This window comes from Streptomyces sp. NPDC091271, from assembly GCF_044757505.1.
GTDB lineage: Bacteria > Actinomycetota > Actinomycetes > Streptomycetales > Streptomycetaceae > Streptomyces.
Genome location: NZ_JBIVVD010000006.1, coordinates 529,107 through 548,512, shown reverse-complemented (window position 1 = coordinate 548,512; position 19,406 = coordinate 529,107). Strand labels below are relative to the sequence as shown.

Annotated in this window: 18 protein-coding genes, 1 tRNA gene and 1 riboswitch; of the genes, 14 read left to right on the top strand and 5 right to left on the bottom strand. The window is 73.1% G+C overall.

Translation table 11 applies throughout. The features are described 5' to 3' along the window. Positions 1-14: 14 nt before the first annotated feature. The gene (gene cobN, locus ACIQM3_RS26590) at positions 15-3,614 is read right to left on the bottom strand and encodes a cobaltochelatase subunit CobN (protein WP_401628171.1); all 3,600 of its coding nucleotides are present in this window, start codon (positions 3,612-3,614) and stop codon (positions 15-17) included. 54 nt (positions 3,615-3,668) lie between these two features. Then, positions 3,669-3,743: riboswitch (cobalamin riboswitch) on the bottom strand. Between the two features lie 194 nt (positions 3,744-3,937). Here cobN and cobG point away from each other — a divergent pair. The 3 genes from cobG to cobJ are packed head-to-tail and all read left to right on the top strand — an operon-like array spanning position 3,938 to position 7,450. Further along, a complete protein-coding gene (gene cobG, locus ACIQM3_RS26585) occupies positions 3,938-5,242 on the top strand; it encodes a precorrin-3B synthase (protein ID WP_401628168.1) in 1,305 nt (434 codons plus the stop codon). A 55-nt stretch (positions 5,243-5,297) separates the two neighbouring features. Next, entirely contained in the window at positions 5,298-5,924 is a 627-nt protein-coding gene (locus tag ACIQM3_RS26580; RefSeq protein WP_401628165.1) for a precorrin-8X methylmutase, read from the top strand. Beyond that, positions 5,921-7,450 carry a precorrin-3B C(17)-methyltransferase gene (gene cobJ, locus ACIQM3_RS26575; RefSeq protein ID WP_401628162.1) on the top strand — a complete coding sequence of 510 codons (1,530 nt, stop codon included), beginning with the start codon at positions 5,921-5,923 and terminating at the stop codon, positions 7,448-7,450. The genes ACIQM3_RS26580 and cobJ overlap by 4 nt, the downstream gene beginning before the upstream one ends. A gap of 36 nt (positions 7,451-7,486) precedes the next feature. Here cobJ and ACIQM3_RS26570 read toward each other — a convergent pair whose 3' ends face one another. After that, positions 7,487-8,236 carry a cobalt-precorrin-6A reductase gene (locus ACIQM3_RS26570; RefSeq protein WP_401628160.1) on the bottom strand — a complete coding sequence of 250 codons (750 nt, stop codon included), beginning with the start codon at positions 8,234-8,236 and terminating at the stop codon, positions 7,487-7,489. A 40-nt stretch (positions 8,237-8,276) separates the two neighbouring features. Between ACIQM3_RS26570 and ACIQM3_RS26565 the strand changes: the two genes are divergently transcribed. Beyond that, positions 8,277-9,395: a cobalt-precorrin-5B (C(1))-methyltransferase gene (locus ACIQM3_RS26565; protein ID WP_104787583.1), complete on the top strand. Its 1,119-nt coding sequence runs from the start codon at positions 8,277-8,279 to the stop codon at positions 9,393-9,395. Positions 9,396-9,428: 33 nt separating this feature from the next. On the opposite strand, the gene cobM is transcribed toward ACIQM3_RS26565, so the two are convergent. Together cobM and cbiE are read right to left on the bottom strand one after the other, a co-directional pair. Then, a complete protein-coding gene (gene cobM, locus ACIQM3_RS26560; protein ID WP_401628158.1) occupies positions 9,429-10,178 on the bottom strand; it encodes a precorrin-4 C(11)-methyltransferase in 750 nt (249 codons plus the stop codon). Then, positions 10,175-11,446 (bottom strand): precorrin-6y C5,15-methyltransferase (decarboxylating) subunit CbiE, encoded by a 1,272-nt coding sequence (cbiE, locus tag ACIQM3_RS26555; RefSeq protein ID WP_401628157.1) that lies wholly within the window; start codon positions 11,444-11,446, stop codon positions 10,175-10,177. The genes cobM and cbiE overlap by 4 nt, the downstream gene beginning before the upstream one ends. A gap of 184 nt (positions 11,447-11,630) precedes the next feature. Here cbiE and ACIQM3_RS26550 point away from each other — a divergent pair, with 184 nt between their 5' ends. The 6 genes from ACIQM3_RS26550 (at position 11,631) to ACIQM3_RS26525 (ending at position 16,880) form a co-directional block, all read left to right on the top strand. Then, positions 11,631-12,050, top strand: coding sequence for a YciI family protein (locus ACIQM3_RS26550; protein ID WP_401628155.1), 420 nt, complete (start codon positions 11,631-11,633; stop codon positions 12,048-12,050). Between the two features lie 31 nt (positions 12,051-12,081). Continuing rightward, complete coding sequence (locus ACIQM3_RS26545) at positions 12,082-13,338, top strand: RNA polymerase sigma factor (protein WP_401628154.1); 1,257 nt, start codon at positions 12,082-12,084, stop codon at positions 13,336-13,338. A gap of 65 nt (positions 13,339-13,403) precedes the next feature. Further along, on the top strand, positions 13,404-14,012 hold the full coding sequence (locus ACIQM3_RS26540; protein WP_401628152.1) for an HhH-GPD-type base excision DNA repair protein: 609 nt from the start codon (positions 13,404-13,406) through the stop codon (positions 14,010-14,012). A gap of 68 nt (positions 14,013-14,080) precedes the next feature. Continuing rightward, the gene (locus ACIQM3_RS26535; RefSeq protein ID WP_401628395.1) at positions 14,081-15,652 is read left to right on the top strand and encodes a M28 family metallopeptidase; all 1,572 of its coding nucleotides are present in this window, start codon (positions 14,081-14,083) and stop codon (positions 15,650-15,652) included. Positions 15,653-15,845: 193 nt separating this feature from the next. Beyond that, entirely contained in the window at positions 15,846-16,142 is a 297-nt protein-coding gene (locus ACIQM3_RS26530) for a type II toxin-antitoxin system VapB family antitoxin (protein WP_014155093.1), read from the top strand. A 141-nt stretch (positions 16,143-16,283) separates the two neighbouring features. Then, the gene (locus tag ACIQM3_RS26525; RefSeq protein ID WP_401628392.1) at positions 16,284-16,880 is read left to right on the top strand and encodes a LytR C-terminal domain-containing protein; all 597 of its coding nucleotides are present in this window, start codon (positions 16,284-16,286) and stop codon (positions 16,878-16,880) included. 39 nt (positions 16,881-16,919) lie between these two features. Here the strand turns inward: ACIQM3_RS26525 and upp are convergent, their stop codons facing one another. Beyond that, on the bottom strand, positions 16,920-17,555 hold the full coding sequence (gene upp, locus ACIQM3_RS26520; protein ID WP_325748007.1) for a uracil phosphoribosyltransferase: 636 nt from the start codon (positions 17,553-17,555) through the stop codon (positions 16,920-16,922). Between the two features lie 114 nt (positions 17,556-17,669). Here upp and ACIQM3_RS26515 point away from each other — a divergent pair, with 114 nt between their 5' ends. The 4 genes from ACIQM3_RS26515 (at position 17,670) to ACIQM3_RS26500 (ending at position 19,375) form a co-directional block, all read left to right on the top strand. Next, the gene (locus tag ACIQM3_RS26515; RefSeq protein WP_401628150.1) at positions 17,670-17,906 is read left to right on the top strand and encodes a hypothetical protein; all 237 of its coding nucleotides are present in this window, start codon (positions 17,670-17,672) and stop codon (positions 17,904-17,906) included. A gap of 218 nt (positions 17,907-18,124) precedes the next feature. Beyond that, the gene (locus tag ACIQM3_RS26510; RefSeq protein WP_401628390.1) at positions 18,125-18,700 is read left to right on the top strand and encodes a hypothetical protein; all 576 of its coding nucleotides are present in this window, start codon (positions 18,125-18,127) and stop codon (positions 18,698-18,700) included. A gap of 81 nt (positions 18,701-18,781) precedes the next feature. Then, positions 18,782-19,210, top strand: coding sequence for a tRNA adenosine(34) deaminase TadA (gene tadA, locus ACIQM3_RS26505; protein WP_401628148.1), 429 nt, complete (start codon positions 18,782-18,784; stop codon positions 19,208-19,210). Between the two features lie 80 nt (positions 19,211-19,290). Next, a tRNA-Ser gene (locus ACIQM3_RS26500) sits at positions 19,291-19,375 on the top strand. Positions 19,376-19,406 lie beyond the last annotated feature (31 nt).

Sequence of the window (19,406 nt, the reverse complement as noted above, 5' to 3'; positions counted from 1 at the left end):
GGCCGGTGTTCCGCTCAGTCCTCGCCCTCCAGGTCGCCCTCGGTCTCCAGAAACACCTGGCGCAGCGCTTCGAGAACCGCCGGGTCGGGCTTCGCCCACATGCCGCGCGACTCCGCCTCCAGAAGGCGTTCCGCGATGCCGTGAAGGGCCCAGGGGTTGGCCTGCTGGAGGAACTCGCGGTTCGCCGGGTCCAGGACGTACGTCTCGGTCAGCTTGTCGTACATCCAGTCCGCGACCACGCCCGTCGTCGCGTCGTACCCGAAGAGGTAGTCGACCGTCGCGGCGAGCTCGAAGGCGCCCTTGTAGCCGTGGCGGCGCATCGCCTCGATCCACTTCGGGTTGACCACCCGGGCGCGGAAGACCCGGGACGTCTCCTCGACCAGGGTGCGGGTACGGACCGTCTCGGGGCGGGTCGAGTCGCCGATGTACGCCTCGGGGGCGGTGCCCTTCAGCGCGCGTACGGTCGCGACCATGCCGCCGTGGTACTGGAAGTAGTCGTCCGAGTCAGCGATGTCGTGTTCACGGGTGTCGGTGTTCTTCGCAGCCACCGCGATCCGCTTGTACGCGGTCTCCATCTCGTCCCGGGCCGGGCGTCCGTCCAGCTCACGGCCGTAGGCGTAGCCGCCCCACACCGTGTAGACCTCGGCGAGGTCGGCGTCAGTACGCCAGTCGCGGGAGTCGATGAGCTGGAGCAGCCCGGCGCCGTACGTCCCCGGCCGGGAGCCGAAGATACGGGTGGTGGCGCGCCGTTCGTCGCCGTGTTCGGCCAGGTCGGCCTGGGTGTGGGCGCGTACGAAGTTCTGCTCGGCGGGCTCGTCGAGGGAGGCGGCCAGGCGCACGGCGTCGTCGAGCAGGCCGATGGTGTGCGGGAACGCGTCGCGGAAGAAGCCGGAGATCCGCAGCGTGACGTCGATACGCGGGCGGCCGAGCTCCTCGTACGGGATCGGCTCCAGGCCGGTGACGCGGCGCGAGGCGTCGTCCCAGACGGGGCGGACGCCGAGCAGGGCGAACGCCTCGGCGATGTCGTCGCCCGCGGTGCGCATCGCGCTGGTTCCCCACAGGGAGAGGCCGACGGAGGTGGGCCAGTCGCCGTTGTCCGCGCGGTAGCGCTCCAGGAGCGAGTCGGCGAGAGCCTGGCCGGTCTCCCAGGCGAGGCGGGACGGGACGGCCTTCGGGTCGACGGAGTAGAAGTTGCGGCCGGTCGGCAGGACGTTGACCAGGCCCCGCAGCGGCGAACCGGACGGGCCCGCGGGGACGAAGCCGCCGTTCAGCGCGTGGACCGCGTGGTCGAGCTCGTCGGTCGTCGCGGCGAGGCGGGGCACGACCTCGCGGGCGGCGAAGTCGAGGATGTCGGCGACGGCCCGCGGGTGTCCCGCGGCCACACCGGCGACGGCGGCGGGGTCCCAGTCCGCGTCGTCCATCGCCTGGACGAGCGCGCGGGCCTGCTCCTCGGTCTCGTCGGCGGCGGTGCGGGTGGCGGCCGACTCGTCCAGGCCGAGCGCCTCGCGCAGGCCGGGCAGGGACGCCGTACCGCCCCAGATCTGGCGGGCTCGCAGGACGGCGAGGACCAGGTTGACGCGGTCCTTGCCGGCCGGAGCGGCGCCCAGGACGTGCAGGCCGTCGCGGATCTGGACGTCCTTGATCTCACAGAGCCAGCCGTCGAGATGCATGATGAACTCGTCGAAGCCCTCGTCCTCGGGCCGGTCCTCCAGGCCCAGGTCGTGGTCGAGCTTCGCCGCCTGGATGAGCGTCCAGATCTGGGCGCGGACGGCCGGCAGCTTGGCCGGGTCCATCGCGGCGATCTGGGCGTGCTCGTCCAGGAGCTGTTCGAGGCGGGCGATGTCGCCGTAGCTGTCGGCGCGGGCCATCGGCGGCACGAGGTGGTCCACGAGGGTGGCGTGCACGCGGCGCTTGGCCTGGGTGCCCTCACCGGGGTCGTTGACCAGGAACGGGTAGACCAGCGGCAGATCTCCCAGCGCGGCGTCGGGGCCGCACGCGGCGGACAGGCCGGCGTTCTTGCCCGGGAGCCACTCCAGGTTGCCGTGCTTGCCGAGGTGGATCATCGCGTCGGCGCCGAAGCCGTTGTCGTCGGCGGACGCGGCGATCCAGCGGTACGCGGCCAGGTAGTGGTGCGAGGGCGGCAGATCGGGGTCGTGGTAGATCGCGATCGGGTTCTCGCCGAAGCCGCGCGGCGGCTGGATGAGGATCAGCAGATTGCCTCGGCGCAGGGCGGCGAGCACGATGTCGCCCTCGGGGTTGCGGGACCGGTCGAGGAACATCTCGCCGGGCGCCGGGCCCCAGTGCTGCTCGACCGACTCCCGGAGCTCGGCGGGCAGCGTGGCGAACCAGCGGCGGTAGTCGGCGGCGGGGATCCGGACCGGGTTGCGGGCCAGCTGCTCCTCGGTGAGCCACTCCTGGTCGTGGCCGCCGGCTTCGATGAGCGCGTAGATCAGCTCGTCACCGTCGCCCGAGACCAGGCCCGGGATCTCCTCCTCGGGGCCGAAGTCGTAACCCTCGGCGCGCAGTCGGCGCAGCAGCGCCACGGCGCTCGCGGGGGTGTCGAGGCCGACCGCGTTGCCGATGCGGGAGTGCTTGGTCGGGTACGCGGACAGGACGAGGGCGATCCGCTTCTCGGCGGCCGGGATGTGGCGGAGCCGGGCGTGACGTACGGCGATCCCGGCGACGCGGGCGGCCCGCTCGGGGTCGGCGACGTAGGCGGGCAGACCGTCCTCGTCGATCTCCTTGAAGGAGAACGGCACGGTGATCAGGCGGCCGTCGAACTCGGGGACGGCGATCTGGGTCGCGGCGTCCAGCGGGGAGACGCCCTCGTCGTTCTCCTCCCAGGCCGCACGCGGGCTGGTGAGGCAGAGCGCCTGGAGGACGGGTACGTCGAGGCCGGTGAGGGCGCCCGCGTCCCAGGACTCGTCGTCGCCGCCCGCCGAAGCGGTGGCCGGCTTGGTGCCGCCCGCCGCGAGGACCGTGGTCACGATGGCGTCGGCGGCGCGGAGTTTCTCGATGAGTTCGGGCTCCGGCGTGCGCAACGAGGCGACGTACAACGGGAGGGGGCGTGCGCCCGCGTCCTCGACGGCGGTGCAGAGCGCCTCGATGAACGCGGTGTTCCCGCTCATGTGGTGGGCGCGGTAGTAGAGCACCGCGACGGTCGGTCCTGTGACGTCACGGGCGGTCCGCTCCAGCGGGCCCCACGCGGGGGCCGGGGCGGGCGGCTCGAAGCCGTGGCCGGTGAGCAGCACGGTGTCGGACAGGAAGCGGGCCAGCTGCTCCAGGTTGGCGGGGCCGCCGTGGGCGAGGTAGGCGTGCGCCTCGGCGGCGATGCCGATCGGCACCGTGGAGGCGGCCATCAGCTGGGCGTCGGGGGCCTGTTCACCGGTCAGCACGACGACGGGCCGGCCGGTGGCGAGCACTTGGTCGAGCCCGTCCTGCCAGGCACGGACACCGCCGAGGAGGCGTACGACGACGAGGTCGGTGCCGTCCAGGAGCTGCGGCAGGTCGTCGACGGAGAGCCGGGAAGGGTTGGCGTAGCGGTAGCTGACCGGACCCTGGGAAGCGCGGGCGCTCAGCAGGTCGGTGTCGGACGTCGACAGGAGCAGGATCATGCGGCGTCAGCCCTTCCTCGGGGTGTCCACGCCCCGGGCGGTGTCGGACGGCAGGAGTTCCTGACTCGCACGGCCGGGGGGCCGGGCTCACAGTGGCGGGACCGCGCCGGATTCTCACCGGGCTTCCTCCGTGTCGCCGTCTGGCGATGGCGGGCCGAACGGACCGCCGCTAGGCATAGTAGGCGGCAGGTGGGGGGTCCTGACCAGACGGCCCCCGCCCTGACCGGAGCGGCAGCGGGCGTCCCGCACCGCACGGACCGGCGCCCCGGCGGGTGTCCCGTAGGTCACAGTGACCGTAGGGCTCTGCCCCGGTCACGGTGGGTATGCTCGCCGCCATGTCCGCCTCCCCCCCTCCGTCCCGGTCTCCGGGCGACGCGTGTGCCCGGAGCAGCGGTGACGCCTGCCCCGGCGCGCTGCGCCTGCACCGGGCGGACGACGGTGCGCTGGCGCGGATCCGGATACCCGGCGGGGTGCTGACACCCCGCCAGGCGGAGGCGCTGGGGCAGGCCGCCGAGCGCTTCGGCGACGGTGAGCTGCATCTCACCTCCCGCGGAAACGTCCAGCTGCGCGGGCTCATCCCGGACTGCGGCGCGGAGCTTGCCGGCCTGCTGGAGGCGGCCGGACTGCTGCCCTCCGAGCGCCACGAGCGTGTACGCAACGTGGTCGCCTCCCCGCTCTCCGGGCTCGACGGCCTCGGGACCGCCGACGTACGCCCCTGGCTGATCGCACTGGACCGCCTTCTGTGCGGAAGCGACAACGCGACGGCGCTTTCCGGACGTTTCCTGTTCGCGCTCGACGACGGCCGCGGCGACGTGGACGCTCTCGGCGCCGACCTCACCCTGCGGGGCCACGACGACGGCAGCGCGCTCCTGCGCATCGGGGGCGGTGACGCCGTCCTCCGCGTCCCCTCCGGCGACGGCCCCCGGGCCGCGCTGACCGCGGCCGAGACCTTCCTCGACTCCGCCCGGGACAGCGGCGCCTGGCGGATCAAGGACCTGCCGGACGCCACGGCCGCCGCTCTGCCCGCCGAGGTCGTACGACGGCTCGGGCAGGCCGGCATCGACGTCACCCCGGGGACGGCCCGCCCCCGCCCCCTCGAAGCCCTTCCCCCTGCCCCCGGCCCCGTCCCGGGCGACCGCTCCGAGGCCGCGCTCTCCGTCGGCGTACCGCTGGGACGGCTGGACCTGGACCGGTGGCGGCTGCTGTCGAGCGCCGGGGAACTGCGCCTCACCCCGTGGCGTGGCGTCGTCGTCACCGGCATCGGGCCCGACCGCGCCGAGGGCCTGCGGGACGGCCTCTCCGAGGCCGGTCTGATCACCGGGCCCGGCTCCCCTTGGGCCGGTGTCGGGGCCTGCATCGGGCAGCCCGGCTGCGCGAAGTCGCTGGCCGACGTACGGACCGATGCGGGGGCCGCCGTCGGACCGCCCGGACGGCTCCCTGTGTACTGGTCCGGGTGCGAACGCCGCTGCGGCCATCCGCGGGGGGAGTGGATCGACGTGGTCGCCACCCGTGACGGATACCGGATCTCCCATGTGCGGGAGGACCGGTCCACCGGGGAGGCAACGGTCCGGGACGACCCGGCCGCGCTCGCCGGGGCCGTGGCGTCGGCCCGGGGCACGCACACCTGACCACGACGTACCACCACCCCTGTTCGACCCGTTCGATGAAGAAAGCGACAGCACTGTGCATCAGTACGAGAAGGACGGACCGGCGATCTACCGCCAGTCCTTCGCCACCATCCGCGCGGAGGCGGATCTGGCAGGGCTGCCCGCCGATGTGAGCCAGGTCGCCGTCCGGATGATCCACGCCTGCGGCATGGTCGACCTCGTACGCGACATCGCCTTCTCACCGAACGCGGTGGCCGACGCCCGTGCGGCCCTGCGGTCCGGCGCGCCGATCCTGTGCGACGTGGCCATGGTCGCCAGCGGTGTGACGCGCAAGCGCCTGCCCGCGGACAACGACGTGATCTGCACCCTGTCCGACACCGCCGTCCCCAAGCTGGCGGCGAAGCTCGGCACCACGCGCAGCGCCGCCGCCCTGGAGCTGTGGCGGGACCGGATGGAGGGCGCGGTCGTCGCCGTCGGCAACGCGCCCACCGCGCTCTTCCGGCTGCTGGAGATGATCGAGGAGGGCGCCCCGCGCCCCGCCGCCGTCATCGGTGTGCCCGTCGGATTCATCGGCGCCGCCGAGTCCAAGGAGGCACTGGCCGCCCACCCTTCGGGTCTTGAGCACCTCGTCGTGCGCGGCAGGCGTGGTGGCAGCGCCATCGCCGCCGCCGCCCTCAACGCGATCGCCAGCGAGGAGGAGTGAGCGTGCCCGAGCAGCAGCGGACGACCGGCACGGGGCGGCTCTACGGCGTCGGGCTCGGCCCGGGCGACCCTGCCCTGATGACCGTGAGAGCCGTGCAGATCATCGGCGAGGCCGACGTCGTCGCGTACCACTCCGCCCGGCACGGCCGCTCCATCGCCCGCTCGATCGCGGCGCAGCACATCCGCGCCGACCACATCGAGGAGGCGCTGGTCTACCCCGTCACGACGGAGACCACGGACCACCCGGGCGGCTACCGGGGCGCGTTGGACGAGTTCTACACCGAGGCCGCGGCCCGTCTCGCGGCGCACCTCGACGCCGGGCGCACCGTCGCCGTGCTCGCCGAGGGCGACCCGCTCTTCTACGGCTCGTACCAGCACATGCACAAGCGGCTCGCGGACCGTTACGACACCGAGGTCATCCCCGGTGTCACCTCGGTCAGCGCCGCCGCCGCGCGCCTCGGCACCCCGCTCGTCGAGGCCGAGGAGGTGCTGACGATCCTGCCCGGCACCCTGCCCGAGGAGGAGCTGACGGCACGTCTGGCGGCCACGGACTCCGCCGTGGTGATGAAGCTCGGCCGGACGTTCCCCGCCGTGCGCCGCGCCTTCGAGGCGTCCGGCCGGCTGCCCGAGGCACGGTACGTCGAGCGCGCCACCATGGCCGGGGAGCGGACCGGCGACCTGGCGGACACCGACGCGGACTCCGTGCCGTACTTCGCGGTCGCCGTGCTGCCCAGCCGGATCGACGCGCCCCGGCCCTCACCGGCAGCCGGCCCGGACGGCGGCGAGGTCGTCGTTGTCGGCACCGGGCCTGCCGGACCGCTCTGGCTGACGCCCGAGACGCGCGGGGCGCTGGCCGCCGCCGACGACCTGGTCGGCTACACGACGTATCTGGACAGGGTGCCGGTGCGGCCGGGCCAGCAGCGCCACGGTTCCGACAACAAGGTCGAGTCCGAGCGGGCCGAATTCGCCCTGGACCTGGCCCGCCGCGGACGCCGCGTCGCCGTGGTGTCCGGAGGCGACCCGGGGGTCTTCGCCATGGCGACGGCGGTACTGGAAGTGGCCTCGCAGGACGCGTACACGGACATCGCGGTGCGGGTGCTTCCCGGGGTGACCGCTGCCAACGCAGCCGCCGCCAGGGCGGGTGCGCCGTTGGGCCACGACTACGCCACCATCTCCCTCTCGGACCGGCTCAAGCCGTGGGAGGTCATCGCCGAACGGCTGCGTGCGGCAGCCACGGCCGACCTCGTCATGGCGCTGTACAACCCCGGTTCCCGCAGCAGGACATGGCAGGTCGGCAAGGCCCGCGACCTGCTGCTGGAGCACCGCTCCCCGGACACGCCCGTCGTGCTCGGCCGCGATGTCGGGGGGCCGGCGGAGAGCGTGCGGACGGTGCGGCTGGCCGATCTGGACCCGGGCGAGGTGGACATGCGGACGATCCTCATCGTCGGGTCCTCCCAGACGCGCTGGGTGCGCCGGGGCGACGGACAGCAGATCGTCTGGACGCCGCGCCGCTACCCGGAGGACTGACAGCCGGGCGCCTCCCGGCCCGGTCCCGCTCCAGGGTCACGGACCGGTGAGGCGCCGCAGCAGCGCGAGGGCCTCCTCGGGCGTCCCGGCCACGGGCACACCTGGGGGGACCGGCGGCCGTCCGACCACCACCACCGGGATTCCGGCCTCGCGGGCGGCGGCGAGCTTGGGGGCGGTGGCGTCGCCGCCGCTGTCCTTGGTGACGAGGACGTCGACGCGATGGAGCCGGATCAGCTCCCGCTCACCCTCCAGGGTGAACGGCCCCCGGTCCAGCAGCACCTCCATCCGCGCCGGGTGCGGCGCGTCGGGTGCGTCCACCGAGCGCATCAGGAACCACAGGGGGTCCAGCCCGGCGAACGCCGCAAGCCCCATGCGTCCCGTGGTGAGGAAGACGCGTGAACCGAGCCCCGGCAGCAGCTCCGCCGCGCCCGCGAGGGAGTCGGTGAGGTGCCACCGGTCGCCCTCGACCGGAACCCAGCCGGGCCGCCGGAGGGCCAGCAGGGGAACATGGACAGCGGCGGCGGCCGAGGCCGCGTTGAAACTGATCGTGCCTGCGAAGGGATGGGTGGCGTCGATGACCGCATCCACCTGGTGTGCGCGGAGCCACTCGGCCAGGCCCTCGGCTCCGCCGAAGCCGCCGACGCGTACCTCACCGGGCGGCAGCCTCGGCCGGGCGACGCGTCCCGCGAGGGAGCTGGTCACCCGGATCCCGTCCGCCGCCACCAGGGACTCCGCGAGGCGGCGGGCCTCCGTGGTGCCGCCGAGTACGAGTACGTGCAAGGGCATCGGATCGGTCCGTCCATGAGCAGTGAGGCGCACGCCATCCATGAGCAGTGAGGCGCAGGGCGGGCGCACCGCCCAACTCAAGCACACCGGTCTCCGGCCGGGATGGACGACCGGGGCCTGTGCGACGGCGGCGACCACGGCCGCGTACACGGCCCTCCTGACCGGCGAGTTCCCCGACCCGGTGACCATCACCCTGCCCAGGGGTCAGACCCCCGCCTTCGCGCTCGCGGTGGAGGAGCTCGCCGACGGCCGGGCCACGGCGGGCGTGGTCAAGGACGCGGGCGACGACCCGGACGTCACCCACGGCGCGCTGGTGCGGTCCACCGTCCGGCTGCTGCCCGCGGGGTCCGGGGTGGTGTTCCGGGCCGGCCCGGGTGTGGGGACGGTGACCCTTCCCGGGCTGCCGCTCGACGTCGGGGAGCCCGCGATCAACCCGGTCCCCCGTCAGATGATGCGGGACCACATCGCGCGGGTGGCGGCGGAGCACGGGGGCACCGGCGATGTCGAGATCACGGTCTCGGTGGACGACGGCGAGGAGATCGCACGTTTCACGTGGAACATCCGCCTGGGCATCCTGGGCGGGATCTCGATCCTGGGCACGACGGGCATCGTGGTGCCCTACTCCTGCTCGGCCTGGATCGACTCGATCCGCCGCGGGGTGGACGTGGCACGCGCGGCCGGCCACCGGCACGTCGCGGGATGCACGGGCTCGACCTCGGAGAAGACGGTGGTCGCCGAGTACGGGCTGCCGGAGATCGCCCTCCTGGACATGGGGGACTTCGCGGGCGCGGTGCTGAAGTACGTACGCCGGCACCCGGTGGAGCGGCTGACCATCTGCGGCGGGTTCGCCAAGCTGTCCAAGCTGGCCGCCGGGCATCTGGACCTGCACTCGGGCCGCTCGCAGGTCGACAAGCCCTTCCTGGCGCGGCTGGCGCGACAGGGCGGGGCGAGCGAGGAGCTGGCGGCGGAGATCGAGGCCGCCAACACCGGCCTCGCGGCGCTCCAGTTGTGCACGGCCGCCGGGGTGCCGCTGGGCGACCTGGTCGCGGTGGGCGCCCGGGACGAGGCGCTGTCGGTCCTGCGGGGAGCGCCGGTGGCGGTGGACGTGATCTGCATCGACCGGGCGGGGGCCGTCGTGGGGCGCAGCGAGGCGCGGTGAGCCGGGGCGGGACGGCAGCCGTCCCGCCCGTCGTCAGCAGGTGTGGCGGTCCCGCGCCGGGGAGTACAGGTGGCTGTCGCGGAACTGCTCCGCGCCCAGGGTCCTGCCGACCATGATCACGGCTGTACGGATCACCCCGGCCTCCTTGACCTGCTCCGCGATGGAGTCCAGCGTCCCGCGCAGAATGATCTCGTCCGGGCGCGAGGCCATGGCGACCACGGCGGTGGGGCAGTCCGCGCCGTAGTGCGGCAGCAGCTCGTCGACCACCCGGTCCACGTACCGCGCCGCGAGATGCAGCACGATCAGCGCGCCGCTGCGGCCCAGCGTGGCCAGGTCCTCGCCCTCGGGCATCGCGGTCGCCCGCTGGGCGATCCGGGTGAGGATCACGGTCTGGCCGACCGTGGGCACCGTCAGCTCCCGCTTGAGCGCCGCCGCGGCCGCGGCGAACGCGGGCACGCCGGGCACCACCTCGTACGGCACGCCCGCCTCGTCCAGCCGCCGCATCTGCTCGTTGACGGCGCTGAAGACCGACGGGTCGCCGGAGTGCAGCCGGGCCACGTCGTGGCCCTCCTCGTGGGCCCGCACCAGCTCGGCGGTGATCTGGTCGATGTCGAGCCGGGCGGTGTCCACCAGCCGGGCGTCCGACGGGCATTCGGCGAGGAGTTCACGCGGCACCAGGCTGCCCGCGTACAGGCAGACCGGGCTGGCGGCGAGGACACGGGCGCCGCGCACCGTGATCAGGTCGGCGGCCCCGGGGCCCGCGCCGATGAAGTACACGGTCATCTGTCGTCTCCTGGAGCGTGCGGGGTTTTCTGTACGTACCACTGCGTGACGGGCATGGCCTGGCGCCAGCCGGTGAACCCGCCGACCGGCACGGCGTGGGCCACCGAGAGCCGGACCAGATCGCCGCCGAGCCGCCGGTACCACTCGGCGAGCAGCGCCTCCGACTCCAGCGTGACCGTGTTGGCCACCAGCCGGCCACCCGGGGGCAGCGCGTCCCAGCAGACGTCGAGCAGCCCCGGCGCGGTGAGCCCGCCGCCGATGAACACGGCGTGGGGCACGGGCAGTCCGGCCAGGGCGTCCGGTGCGCGGCCGGTGACCACGCGCAGCCCGGGGACGCCGAGCCGGTCGGCGTTACGGGCGATGCGCCCCGCCCGGACCGGGTCGCGTTCGACGGTGACGGCACGGCAGGACGGATGGGTCCGCATCCACTCCGCCGCGATCGACCCCGAGCCGCCGCCGATGTCCCACAGGAGCTCACCGGGAGCGGGCGCGAGTACGCCGAGGGTGGCCGCCCGGACATGGCGCTTGGTGAGCTGGCCGTCGTGCTCGTACGCCTCGTCGGGGAGCCCGGGTACGGCGCCGAGGCGCAGGGCGTCCGGGGTGCTCCGGCACTCCACCGCGATGACGTTGAGCGGGTCCCCGGCCGGGTGTTCCCAGGTGCCGGCGATGCCGTCCAGGCAGTCCTCGGCCGGTGAGCCGAGCTGTTCGAGCACGCGCATCCGGCTGGGCCCGAAGCCGTGGTCCCGCAGCAGGGCGGCCACGGCGGCGGGCGTGGACGCGTCCGCGGAGAGCACCAGCAGCCGGCGCCCGTCGTACAGCGCGCCGGCCAGCCGGGCCGCGGGGCGGCCGACGAGGGTGACGGTCTCGGTGTCCTCCACCGGCCAGCCGAGCCGGGCGCAGGCGTACGACACGGAGGACGGGTGCGGCAGCACCCGGAGCGCCCCGGCGCCCAGCTCCTCGGTGAGGGCCCGGCCGATGCCGTAGAACATGGGGTCGCCGCTGGCGAGGACGGCTGTCCTGCTCCCCGTGTGCGCGGCGAGCAGACCACGCACGGCGGGCCGCAGAGGCGACGGCCAGGCCACCCGTCGGCCCCGGCATTCCGGCGGGAGCAGACCCAGTTGGCGCTCACCGCCGATCAGGACCTCCGCGTCCAGGAGCACCGCGCGGGCGCTCTCCGGAAGGCCGGCCCAGCCGTCGGCGCCGATCCCCACGACGCTCACGGCGGACGCGGGCGCCGGGACGGCGGGCGGGGGTGACACGGGTGACACAGCCGGTACCTCGGGGTTGGTGGGACGACGCAGCCGAACTCTACGGGGGCGGCTTCCGGACCCGCGCGGCGGAGTGATTCCGGAAAATCCTCCCGCGTGGTGTCGAGAACCGGTCGCCGGCTCCGACGTCCCCTGTGAGAGTTGCCCACAAGGGGCGGCGACCGAGAAGCCGAGGAGCGACACCATGAAGTACCTCGTGATGGTTCAGGGTTCGCAGGCCGACTACGACGCCATGAACGGCAAGCCGACGGCCGGGAGCCCGGCCTGGAGCAAGGAGGACGTGCAGGCGATGTTCGCCTTCATGGGAAGCCTCAACAACGACCTGGCCGAGTCCGGGGAGATGGTCGACGGCCAGGGGCTGACCGAACCCGCCAGGACCCGCTCGGTGCTCCCGGGCGCGGACGGCCGGCCGGTGATCACGGACGGCCCCTACGGGGAGACCAAGGAGCAGCTCGCCGGGTACTGGGTGCTCGACTGCGCGAGTCTGGAGAGGGTCACCGAGATCGCCGCGCGCATCCAGGAGTGCCCGCAGCCGGAGGGCGCGCCCGTCTACCCGGTGCTGATCCGTCCCATCGACGAAGGCGGGGACCCGGGCGCCTCCTGAACAGGGCGCCCGTGCTCCGGGCGGGAGCCGTGTGAACGAAAGGCCGACCGGCATCGAGGACCTGCTGCGCCACCACGCGCCGCAGGTCCTCGGCGCGCTCGTTCGCCGCTACGGCCACTTCGACACGGCGGAGGACGCCGTACAGGAAGCGATGTTCGCCGCCTCCCGGCTGTGGCCGGCCCACGGGCTGCCCGACAATCCGCGCGGCTGGCTGATCAGGATCGCGTCACGGCGGCTGACGGACCAGCTGCGCAGCGACTCCGCGCGGCAGCGGCGTGAGGAGAGGGCCGCCGCGCTCACTCCCCGCGACGCGTTCACGGCCCCGCCGCCCGGGGAGAGCTGCGCCCCGGCCGCCGACGACACCCTCACCCTGCTCTTCCTCTGCTGCCACCCCGCGCTGTCCCCCGCCGCCCAGATCGCACTGACCCTGCGTGCCGTGGGCGGCCTGACGACGGCCGAGATCGCCCGGGCCCATCTGGTGACCGAGGCGACGATGGCCCAGAGGATCAGCCGGGCCAAGCAGAAGGTGCGCGGGGTGCCGTTCCGGCAGCCGGGCCCCGCCGACCACGACCTCCGCCTGGCCGCCGTGCTCCAGGTGCTCTACCTGATCTTCAACGAGGGGTACACCGCGACGTCCGGTCGCGAGCTCCACCGCCCCGACCTGGCCCGGGAGGCGATCCGGCTGACCCGTGCCGTGCGCGGTCTCCTGCCCCACGACGGGCGGGTGACCGGACTGCTGGCCCTGATGCTGCTCACCGAGGCCCGCAGTGCCGCCCGCAGCGGACCGCACGGTGAGCTGATCCCGCTCGACGAGCAGGACCGCACCCGGTGGGACGGAGCGGCCGTCGGCGAGGGCACCGCCCTGGTGGAGGAGGCACTGTCCCAGGCCCCGGCCGGGGCGTACCAGCTGCAGGCCGCGATCGCGGCGCTGCACGACGAGGCGGCCCGCGCCGAGGACACCGACTGGCCGCAGATCCTCGCCCTGTACGACCTCCTCGTCCAGGGCGCCCCCGACCCGATGGCGGAGCTCAGCCGGGCGGTGGCTCTCGCCATGGTCAGGGGGCCCCGGGCCGGTCTGGCGGCGCTGACCGCTCTGGAGGACCGGCTGGCGGGACACCACCGGCTGGACGCCGTACGGGCGCACCTGCTGGAGAGGGCCGGAGACCCGGAGGCGGCACGCGCCGCCTATCTGAGGGCGGCCGACCGCACGCTCAGCGCACCCGAGGCCCGCTATCTGCGCCTCCGCGCGGCCCGGCTGCTGCCGCCGGTCGACGGGAGCGCCGGGTAGCCGAGGCCCCGGCACCGTCGCACACCGAGTCGCCGATCCCGGTCACTCTCGCGATCATCGAATACATGACCAAGAGCGACAACGGCAAGGCCCGCACGGTGCGGATCGCCCAGGAGCCCGACGCGGACGAGCTGCTGGGCCGCAGCCCGCTGGCCGCCCTCGTCGGCATGCTGCTGGACCAGCAGGTACCGATGGAATGGGCGTTCACCGGCCCGTTCACGCTGGCACAGCGGATGGGGTCGGACGATCTGGACGCCCGGAAGATCGCCGCGTACGACCCGGACGCCTTCACCGAGCTGTTCACCACGAAACCGGCGCTGCACCGCTATCCGGGCTCCATGGCCAAGCGGGTCCAGCAGCTCTGCCAGTTCCTGGTGACCGAGTACGACGGGCGGGCGGAGGCGGTCTGGGCGGATGCCGCCACCGGGGCCGAGCTGCTGAAACGGCTCAACGCGCTGCCCGGGTTCGGCACCCAGAAGGCGCAGATCTTCCTGGCGCTGCTGGGCAAACAGTTCGACGTACGTCCGACGGGCTGGCGGGAGGCCGCGGGGGCGTACGGCGAGGAGGGCTCGCACCGTTCGGTGGCCGACATCACCGGCCCTGACTCGCTCGCCGAGGTGCGGGCGTTCAAGCAGCAGGCGAAGGCGGCGGCCAGGGCGGGGCGGACCAGGTGACCGCGGACGCCCGCCCCCCGACCGTCCACACCGGAAGGACTCCAGTGCGCACCACACGTCGCAGAGCCATGGCGGTCGTGGCCGCCGCCGCCCTGGCCACACCCCTTCTCCTCGCCGCGTCACCGGTCCACGGTCAGGCGCCACCGGCCGCCGTGTCCGCGTCGCAGGACCCGGCCGCCGTGTCCGCGTCGCAGGACCCGGCCGACGAGGCCGCGGAGCTCTCGCGGCGGCTGGTCCGGGACGCGTCCGCCGACGACGCGTACCGCCACCTGGAGCGCTTCCAGGCCGTGGCCGAGTCGTCGGACGGCCACCGCGCGGCCGGCTCACCCGGTTACGACGCCTCCGCCGCCTACGTCCACCAGCTGCTCCGGAAGGCCGGTTACAAGGTCGGCTACCAGGCGTTCGACTTCGTCTACACCGAGACGCTCGCCGAGAAGCTCTCCGTGGTCACCCCCACGCCGCGTGACCTCTCGGTCAGGGCGATGACGTACACCGCCTCCACCGCGGAGGGCGGCATCAAGGCGGCCCTCGCCGCCGTCCCCTCCGACGCCACCACCGGCTGTGAGGCGGCCGACTACGCGTCGGGCGGCTTCAACGGCAAGATCGCCCTCATCGAGCGGGGCGGCTGCTCCTTCGCCGAGAAGCAGGCGGCGGCAGCGGCGGCGGGCGCGGACGGTGCGGTGATCTACAACAACACCGAAGGCGCCCTCTCCGGCACCCTGGGCGGTGTGGAGGCGGGGAAGATCCCCACCGGCGGAATCACCCAGGACGAGGGGAAGAAGCTGGTCGCGGAGGTGGCGAAGGGCGAGGTGCAGGTCTCCCTGGAGATCCGTGAGTTCCGGGAGGACCGCGTCACCCGCAACGTCGTCGCCGAGACCCCCGGCGGGAACGCCGCGAGGACGGTCATGCTCGGCGCACACCTCGACTCGGTCACCGACGGCCCCGGCATCAACGACAACGCGTCCGGATCGGCGGGGCTCCTCGAAGTCGCCCTGACACTGGCGGAGTCCCACCGGCCGCCCGCCAACAAGGTGCGGTTCGCCTGGTGGTCGGCGGAGGAGAACGGCCTGCTGGGCTCGGAGGCGTATGTCGTGAAGCTCTCCGAGGCACAGCGCGAGAAGATCGCGCTCTACCTCAACTTCGACATGATCGCCTCGCCGAACGGCGCGCAGTTCGTCTTCGACGGCGACGACTCGGACGGGGTGGGCCAGGGCCCGGGCCCCGAGGGGTCCGCCCAACTGGAGCGCGACATCAACGCGTTCCTGGACAGCGAGGGCAAGCCGCACACCGGCACGGACTTCAGCGGACGCTCCGACTACGGGCCGTTCATCGAGGTCGGCATCCCGTCCGGTGGTACGGACACGGGCGCCGAGGGCATCAAGACGGCCGCCCAGGCCGAGACGTACGGCGGGACGGCCGGGGCCGCGTACGACCCCTGCTACCACGCGGCCTGCGACGACCTGGGAAACATCGACATGGAGCACTTCGACACCAACATCGACGTGATCGCCCACGCGGTCGGCACCTACGCCCACGATCTGAGCTCCCTCGACCGTCCGGCACCGGCCGCGTCCGCCACCGGCGAGGAGCGCGGCGGCGGCGGCCTGCGCGAGGGGCACGCTCACGGCGTCACCGAGTAGCACACGACGCCGGGCCGCCCGCCCCGGTGCGTCACCGGGCCGTCACCGCCCGGCCACCGGGGCACGCTCACAAACATGCCTCACAAACATCACAGAAGGTGAGCCGTTTCGGGCAGCTTCATACCGTTATGACCGGCATTACAGTCGTGTTCGCTGGCTGCGCCCGGAGCCCCTTGCCCGGTAGGCTTTCCGTGTGATCTTCAAGCGCATCGGAAATGGGCGGCCATATCCCGACCACGGCCGGGAAAGCACCCGACAGTGGGCGGATGTCGCGCCGCGTCCGGTCCGCCTGGACCAGCTGGTGACCACCAAGGGCCAGCTGGACCTCGAGACCCTGCTCGCCGAGGACTCCACGTTCTACGGCGACCTGTTCGCCCACGTCGTGAAGTGGCAGGGCGACCTCTACCTCGAGGACGGGCTGCACCGCGCCGTGCGCGCCGCTCTGCAGCAGCGCCAGGTGCTCCACGCCCGCGTGCTCGAAATGGGCTGAGCCCGCCACTCCCACCCATGGCGCATTTCGGGCCTTTCGGGTGCTTTTATGCTCGTACGGGTGCCATAGGTTGATCGTTTAGTAGGCATCATCACCAGGTCGCACTACGCTGCGCCCATGAGCATGCTCACCCCTCCCGGCATGGGCGGAAAGTACCGCATCACGGGTAACACGTACCCCCGCATGCGCCGCCCCCGCCATCGCCGCAAGCTGGTCCTTTCGGTGACCGCCGCCGTGGTGGCCCTCGGCCTCGCCGGCTGGGGCACGCTCCAGGTCATCGACGTCTTCACCGGTGGCGACGGACAGGCCAACGCCGCCGACCGGCCGAAGGCCTGCCCCTCCCCGAGCGCCTCGACGCCCGCGAAGGTGCTCCCGAAGCCGGCCGCCATCAAGGTCAACATCTACAACGCGACGCCCCGCAGCGGACTGGCCAAGGCCGCCGCCGACGAGCTCAAGAAGCGCGGCTTCGCCATCGGCAAGGTGGACAACGCACCGGCCGCGTACGACAAGAAGGTTCCCGGCACCGGAATGCTGCTCGGCGGCCCGAAGGCCATGAACGGCTCGTTCCCGGTGCTCGCCACACAGTTGCCGGGGGCCGCGCAGAAGACCGACACCCGCAAGACGGCGGACATCGATCTGATCATCGGCACGAAGTTCAAGGCGTTCAGCACGCCCGCGGCGGCGGCGACGGCCCTCACGGCCCTCACCGCGCCCGCCCCGGCGCCCTCCCCCTGCTGAGGCGTCCGGCTCCGGACCGGCCGTCCGGAACCGGGCGGGTCAGCCCGCGGTGCCGTACATCCGGTCCCCGGCGTCGCCGAGGCCGGGCACGATGTAGCCGTGCTCGTTGAGCCGCTCGTCGACCGAGGCCGTGACCACGGTGACCGGCGTGCCGGCCAGCTCGCGCTCCATCACCTCGACGCCCTCGGGCGCCGCGAGCAGCACGACGGCGGTGACGTCGTCCGCACCGCGCTTGATGAGCTCCCGGATGGCCGCGACGAGCGTGCCGCCGGTGGCCAGCATCGGGTCCAGGACATAGACCTGACGGCCGGAGAGGTCCTCGGGCATCCGCGTGGCGTACGTCTCCGCCTGGAGCGTCTCCTCGTTGCGGATCATGCCCAGGAAGCCGACCTCGGCCGTCGGGAGCAGGCGCACCATGCCGTCCAGCATGCCGAGACCGGCGCGCAGGATCGGGACGACCAGAGGGCGCGGATGCGACAGCTTCACACCGGTCGTGGGCGTCACCGGGGTCTCGATGTCGACCTGCTCGGTCCGCACATCCCTGGTGGCCTCGTACGCGAGGAGGGTGACCAGCTCGTCGGCGAGCCGCCGGAAGGTCGGGGAGTCGGTGCGCTTGTCGCGCAGCGTGGTGAGTTTGTGCGCCACCAGCGGGTGGTCGACGACGTGGATCCGCATGCCGTCAACAGTAACCGGGCCCCGGACGGGCTCCCGCCGGTCCGCGCTGGCATCAAGCACCTGTTCGGGGGGAAGGTGGGGGCATACGGACCCAGGCTTGGGGTGGTGTGTCGATTGCCCGACGGGGAGCAGTGGAATCAGCGGCAGGCCGGACGCGACGCGCGCGACCTGCCCGACGCGCAGGAGAACGTGCCGGACGCGCAGGAGAGTGACGCGGCACGCCGGAGGCGCAGGGCGCAGTTCCTCCGCGAGCTCCACGAGGCGAAACAGCTCCGCGACCGGGTCCAGCCGCGCCGCGCCCGTGCGGCCCGTATGCGCCAACAGATGCGGATGCGTACGTTCCGCTGGTGAGGACGGTCGCCGGAGCGGCCGGACCGCACCCACAGGAGCCACGGGAGCACCGCCGGCGGACGCGCACTCGGAACAACTGATGGCCGACGCAACGGTCGAAGAGGTCTCGCATCGCGCTCGTTTCTGCCACGATGCCGATTGGGCGGGGCCCAGAGCAGCCGGATGACCGTCTGCCCTCCCGTCGGACCGATTCACCTATGACCAGTGGGAGAGTCACGGTGTACTTCGCCGCACTGCTCGCGCGCACCGAAGACGGGTGGGAAGCGAGCGATACAGAGCTCGACGATGTGGAAACCCTGTCCGACCTGACGGATCTGGCCCGTGAGGCCTCGGTGGACGAGGACACGGTCCTCGTCTACATCGAGCAGGAGGACGCCTGGTTCGGCGTCGTCCGGGTGGACGGTGAGGAGGACCCCCGTATCTACATCTCGGACGCGTCCGCCGCCGCCCGCTCCTCGTACGGGGAGATCCTGCTCACCGATGAACTGCTCGGCCGTGAACCGGGGGCCGAGGACGAGATCGCCGCACTCGAGGAGCTCGTCGACCTCGACGGTACGGAGGACGGCGAGCCGGACGACCCCCTGTCCGACGCCGACGGCACCGGCAGCGCCGTCACCGAACCCGACCTGGACCAGGAGGACCCCGACGCCGTACCGGCGGGTCCGCTCGGCGATCTCGGAATCCTCGCCGACCTGGGCCTGTCCGAGAAGGATCTGCTGACCCTGCGCACCGACGCGCTGGCCGAGATCGCCGACGCGCTGGGAGCGTCCGACGTCCTGGAGGCCGTCCGTTAGGGTCCGCGGGTGAACGCACCACCACCCACCCCCTCCTCACCGCCTCCCCCCGATCCCGTGAGGGGTCCGTGGCAGGCATCCATGCGCCAAGCCCTGGACGAGGCCGCGCAGGCGGCGTCGGCCGGCGATGTGCCGGTCGGCGCCGTTCTCCTGGGTCCGGACGGCGCCCTGCTCGCCACCGGCCACAACGAGCGCGAGGCGGCCGTCGACCCGACGGCGCACGCCGAGGTGCTCGCCCTGCGCCGGGGCGCCACCGCTCTCGGCTCCTGGCGGCTCACCGGCTGCACGCTGGTCGTCACCCTGGAGCCCTGCACGATGTGCGCGGGCGCGCTCGTCCAGTCCCGCATCGCCCGCGTGGTCTACGGGGCGCGGGACGAGAAGGCCGGCGCCGTGGGTTCGCTCTGGGACGTCGTACGCGACCGCAGGCTCAACCACCGCCCCGAGGTGATCCACGGTGTCCTGGAGGACCGCTGCGCGGACCTGCTGACAGCGTTCTTCCGGGAGCGCTGAGGCCGCCTCCCGGGCGCTCCGGCCCGTCGCCCGGGAATCGGATTTCGAACCAGGCCCCGGCATGGTCTAAGCTCTCTCTCGGTAGCGTGTCCGAGCGGCCGAAGGAGCTCGCCTCGAAAGCGAGTGTGGGGAAACTCACCGAGGGTTCAAATCCCTCCGCTACCGCAGGTAGATGAAGGGACCGGCCCGTCTGGGT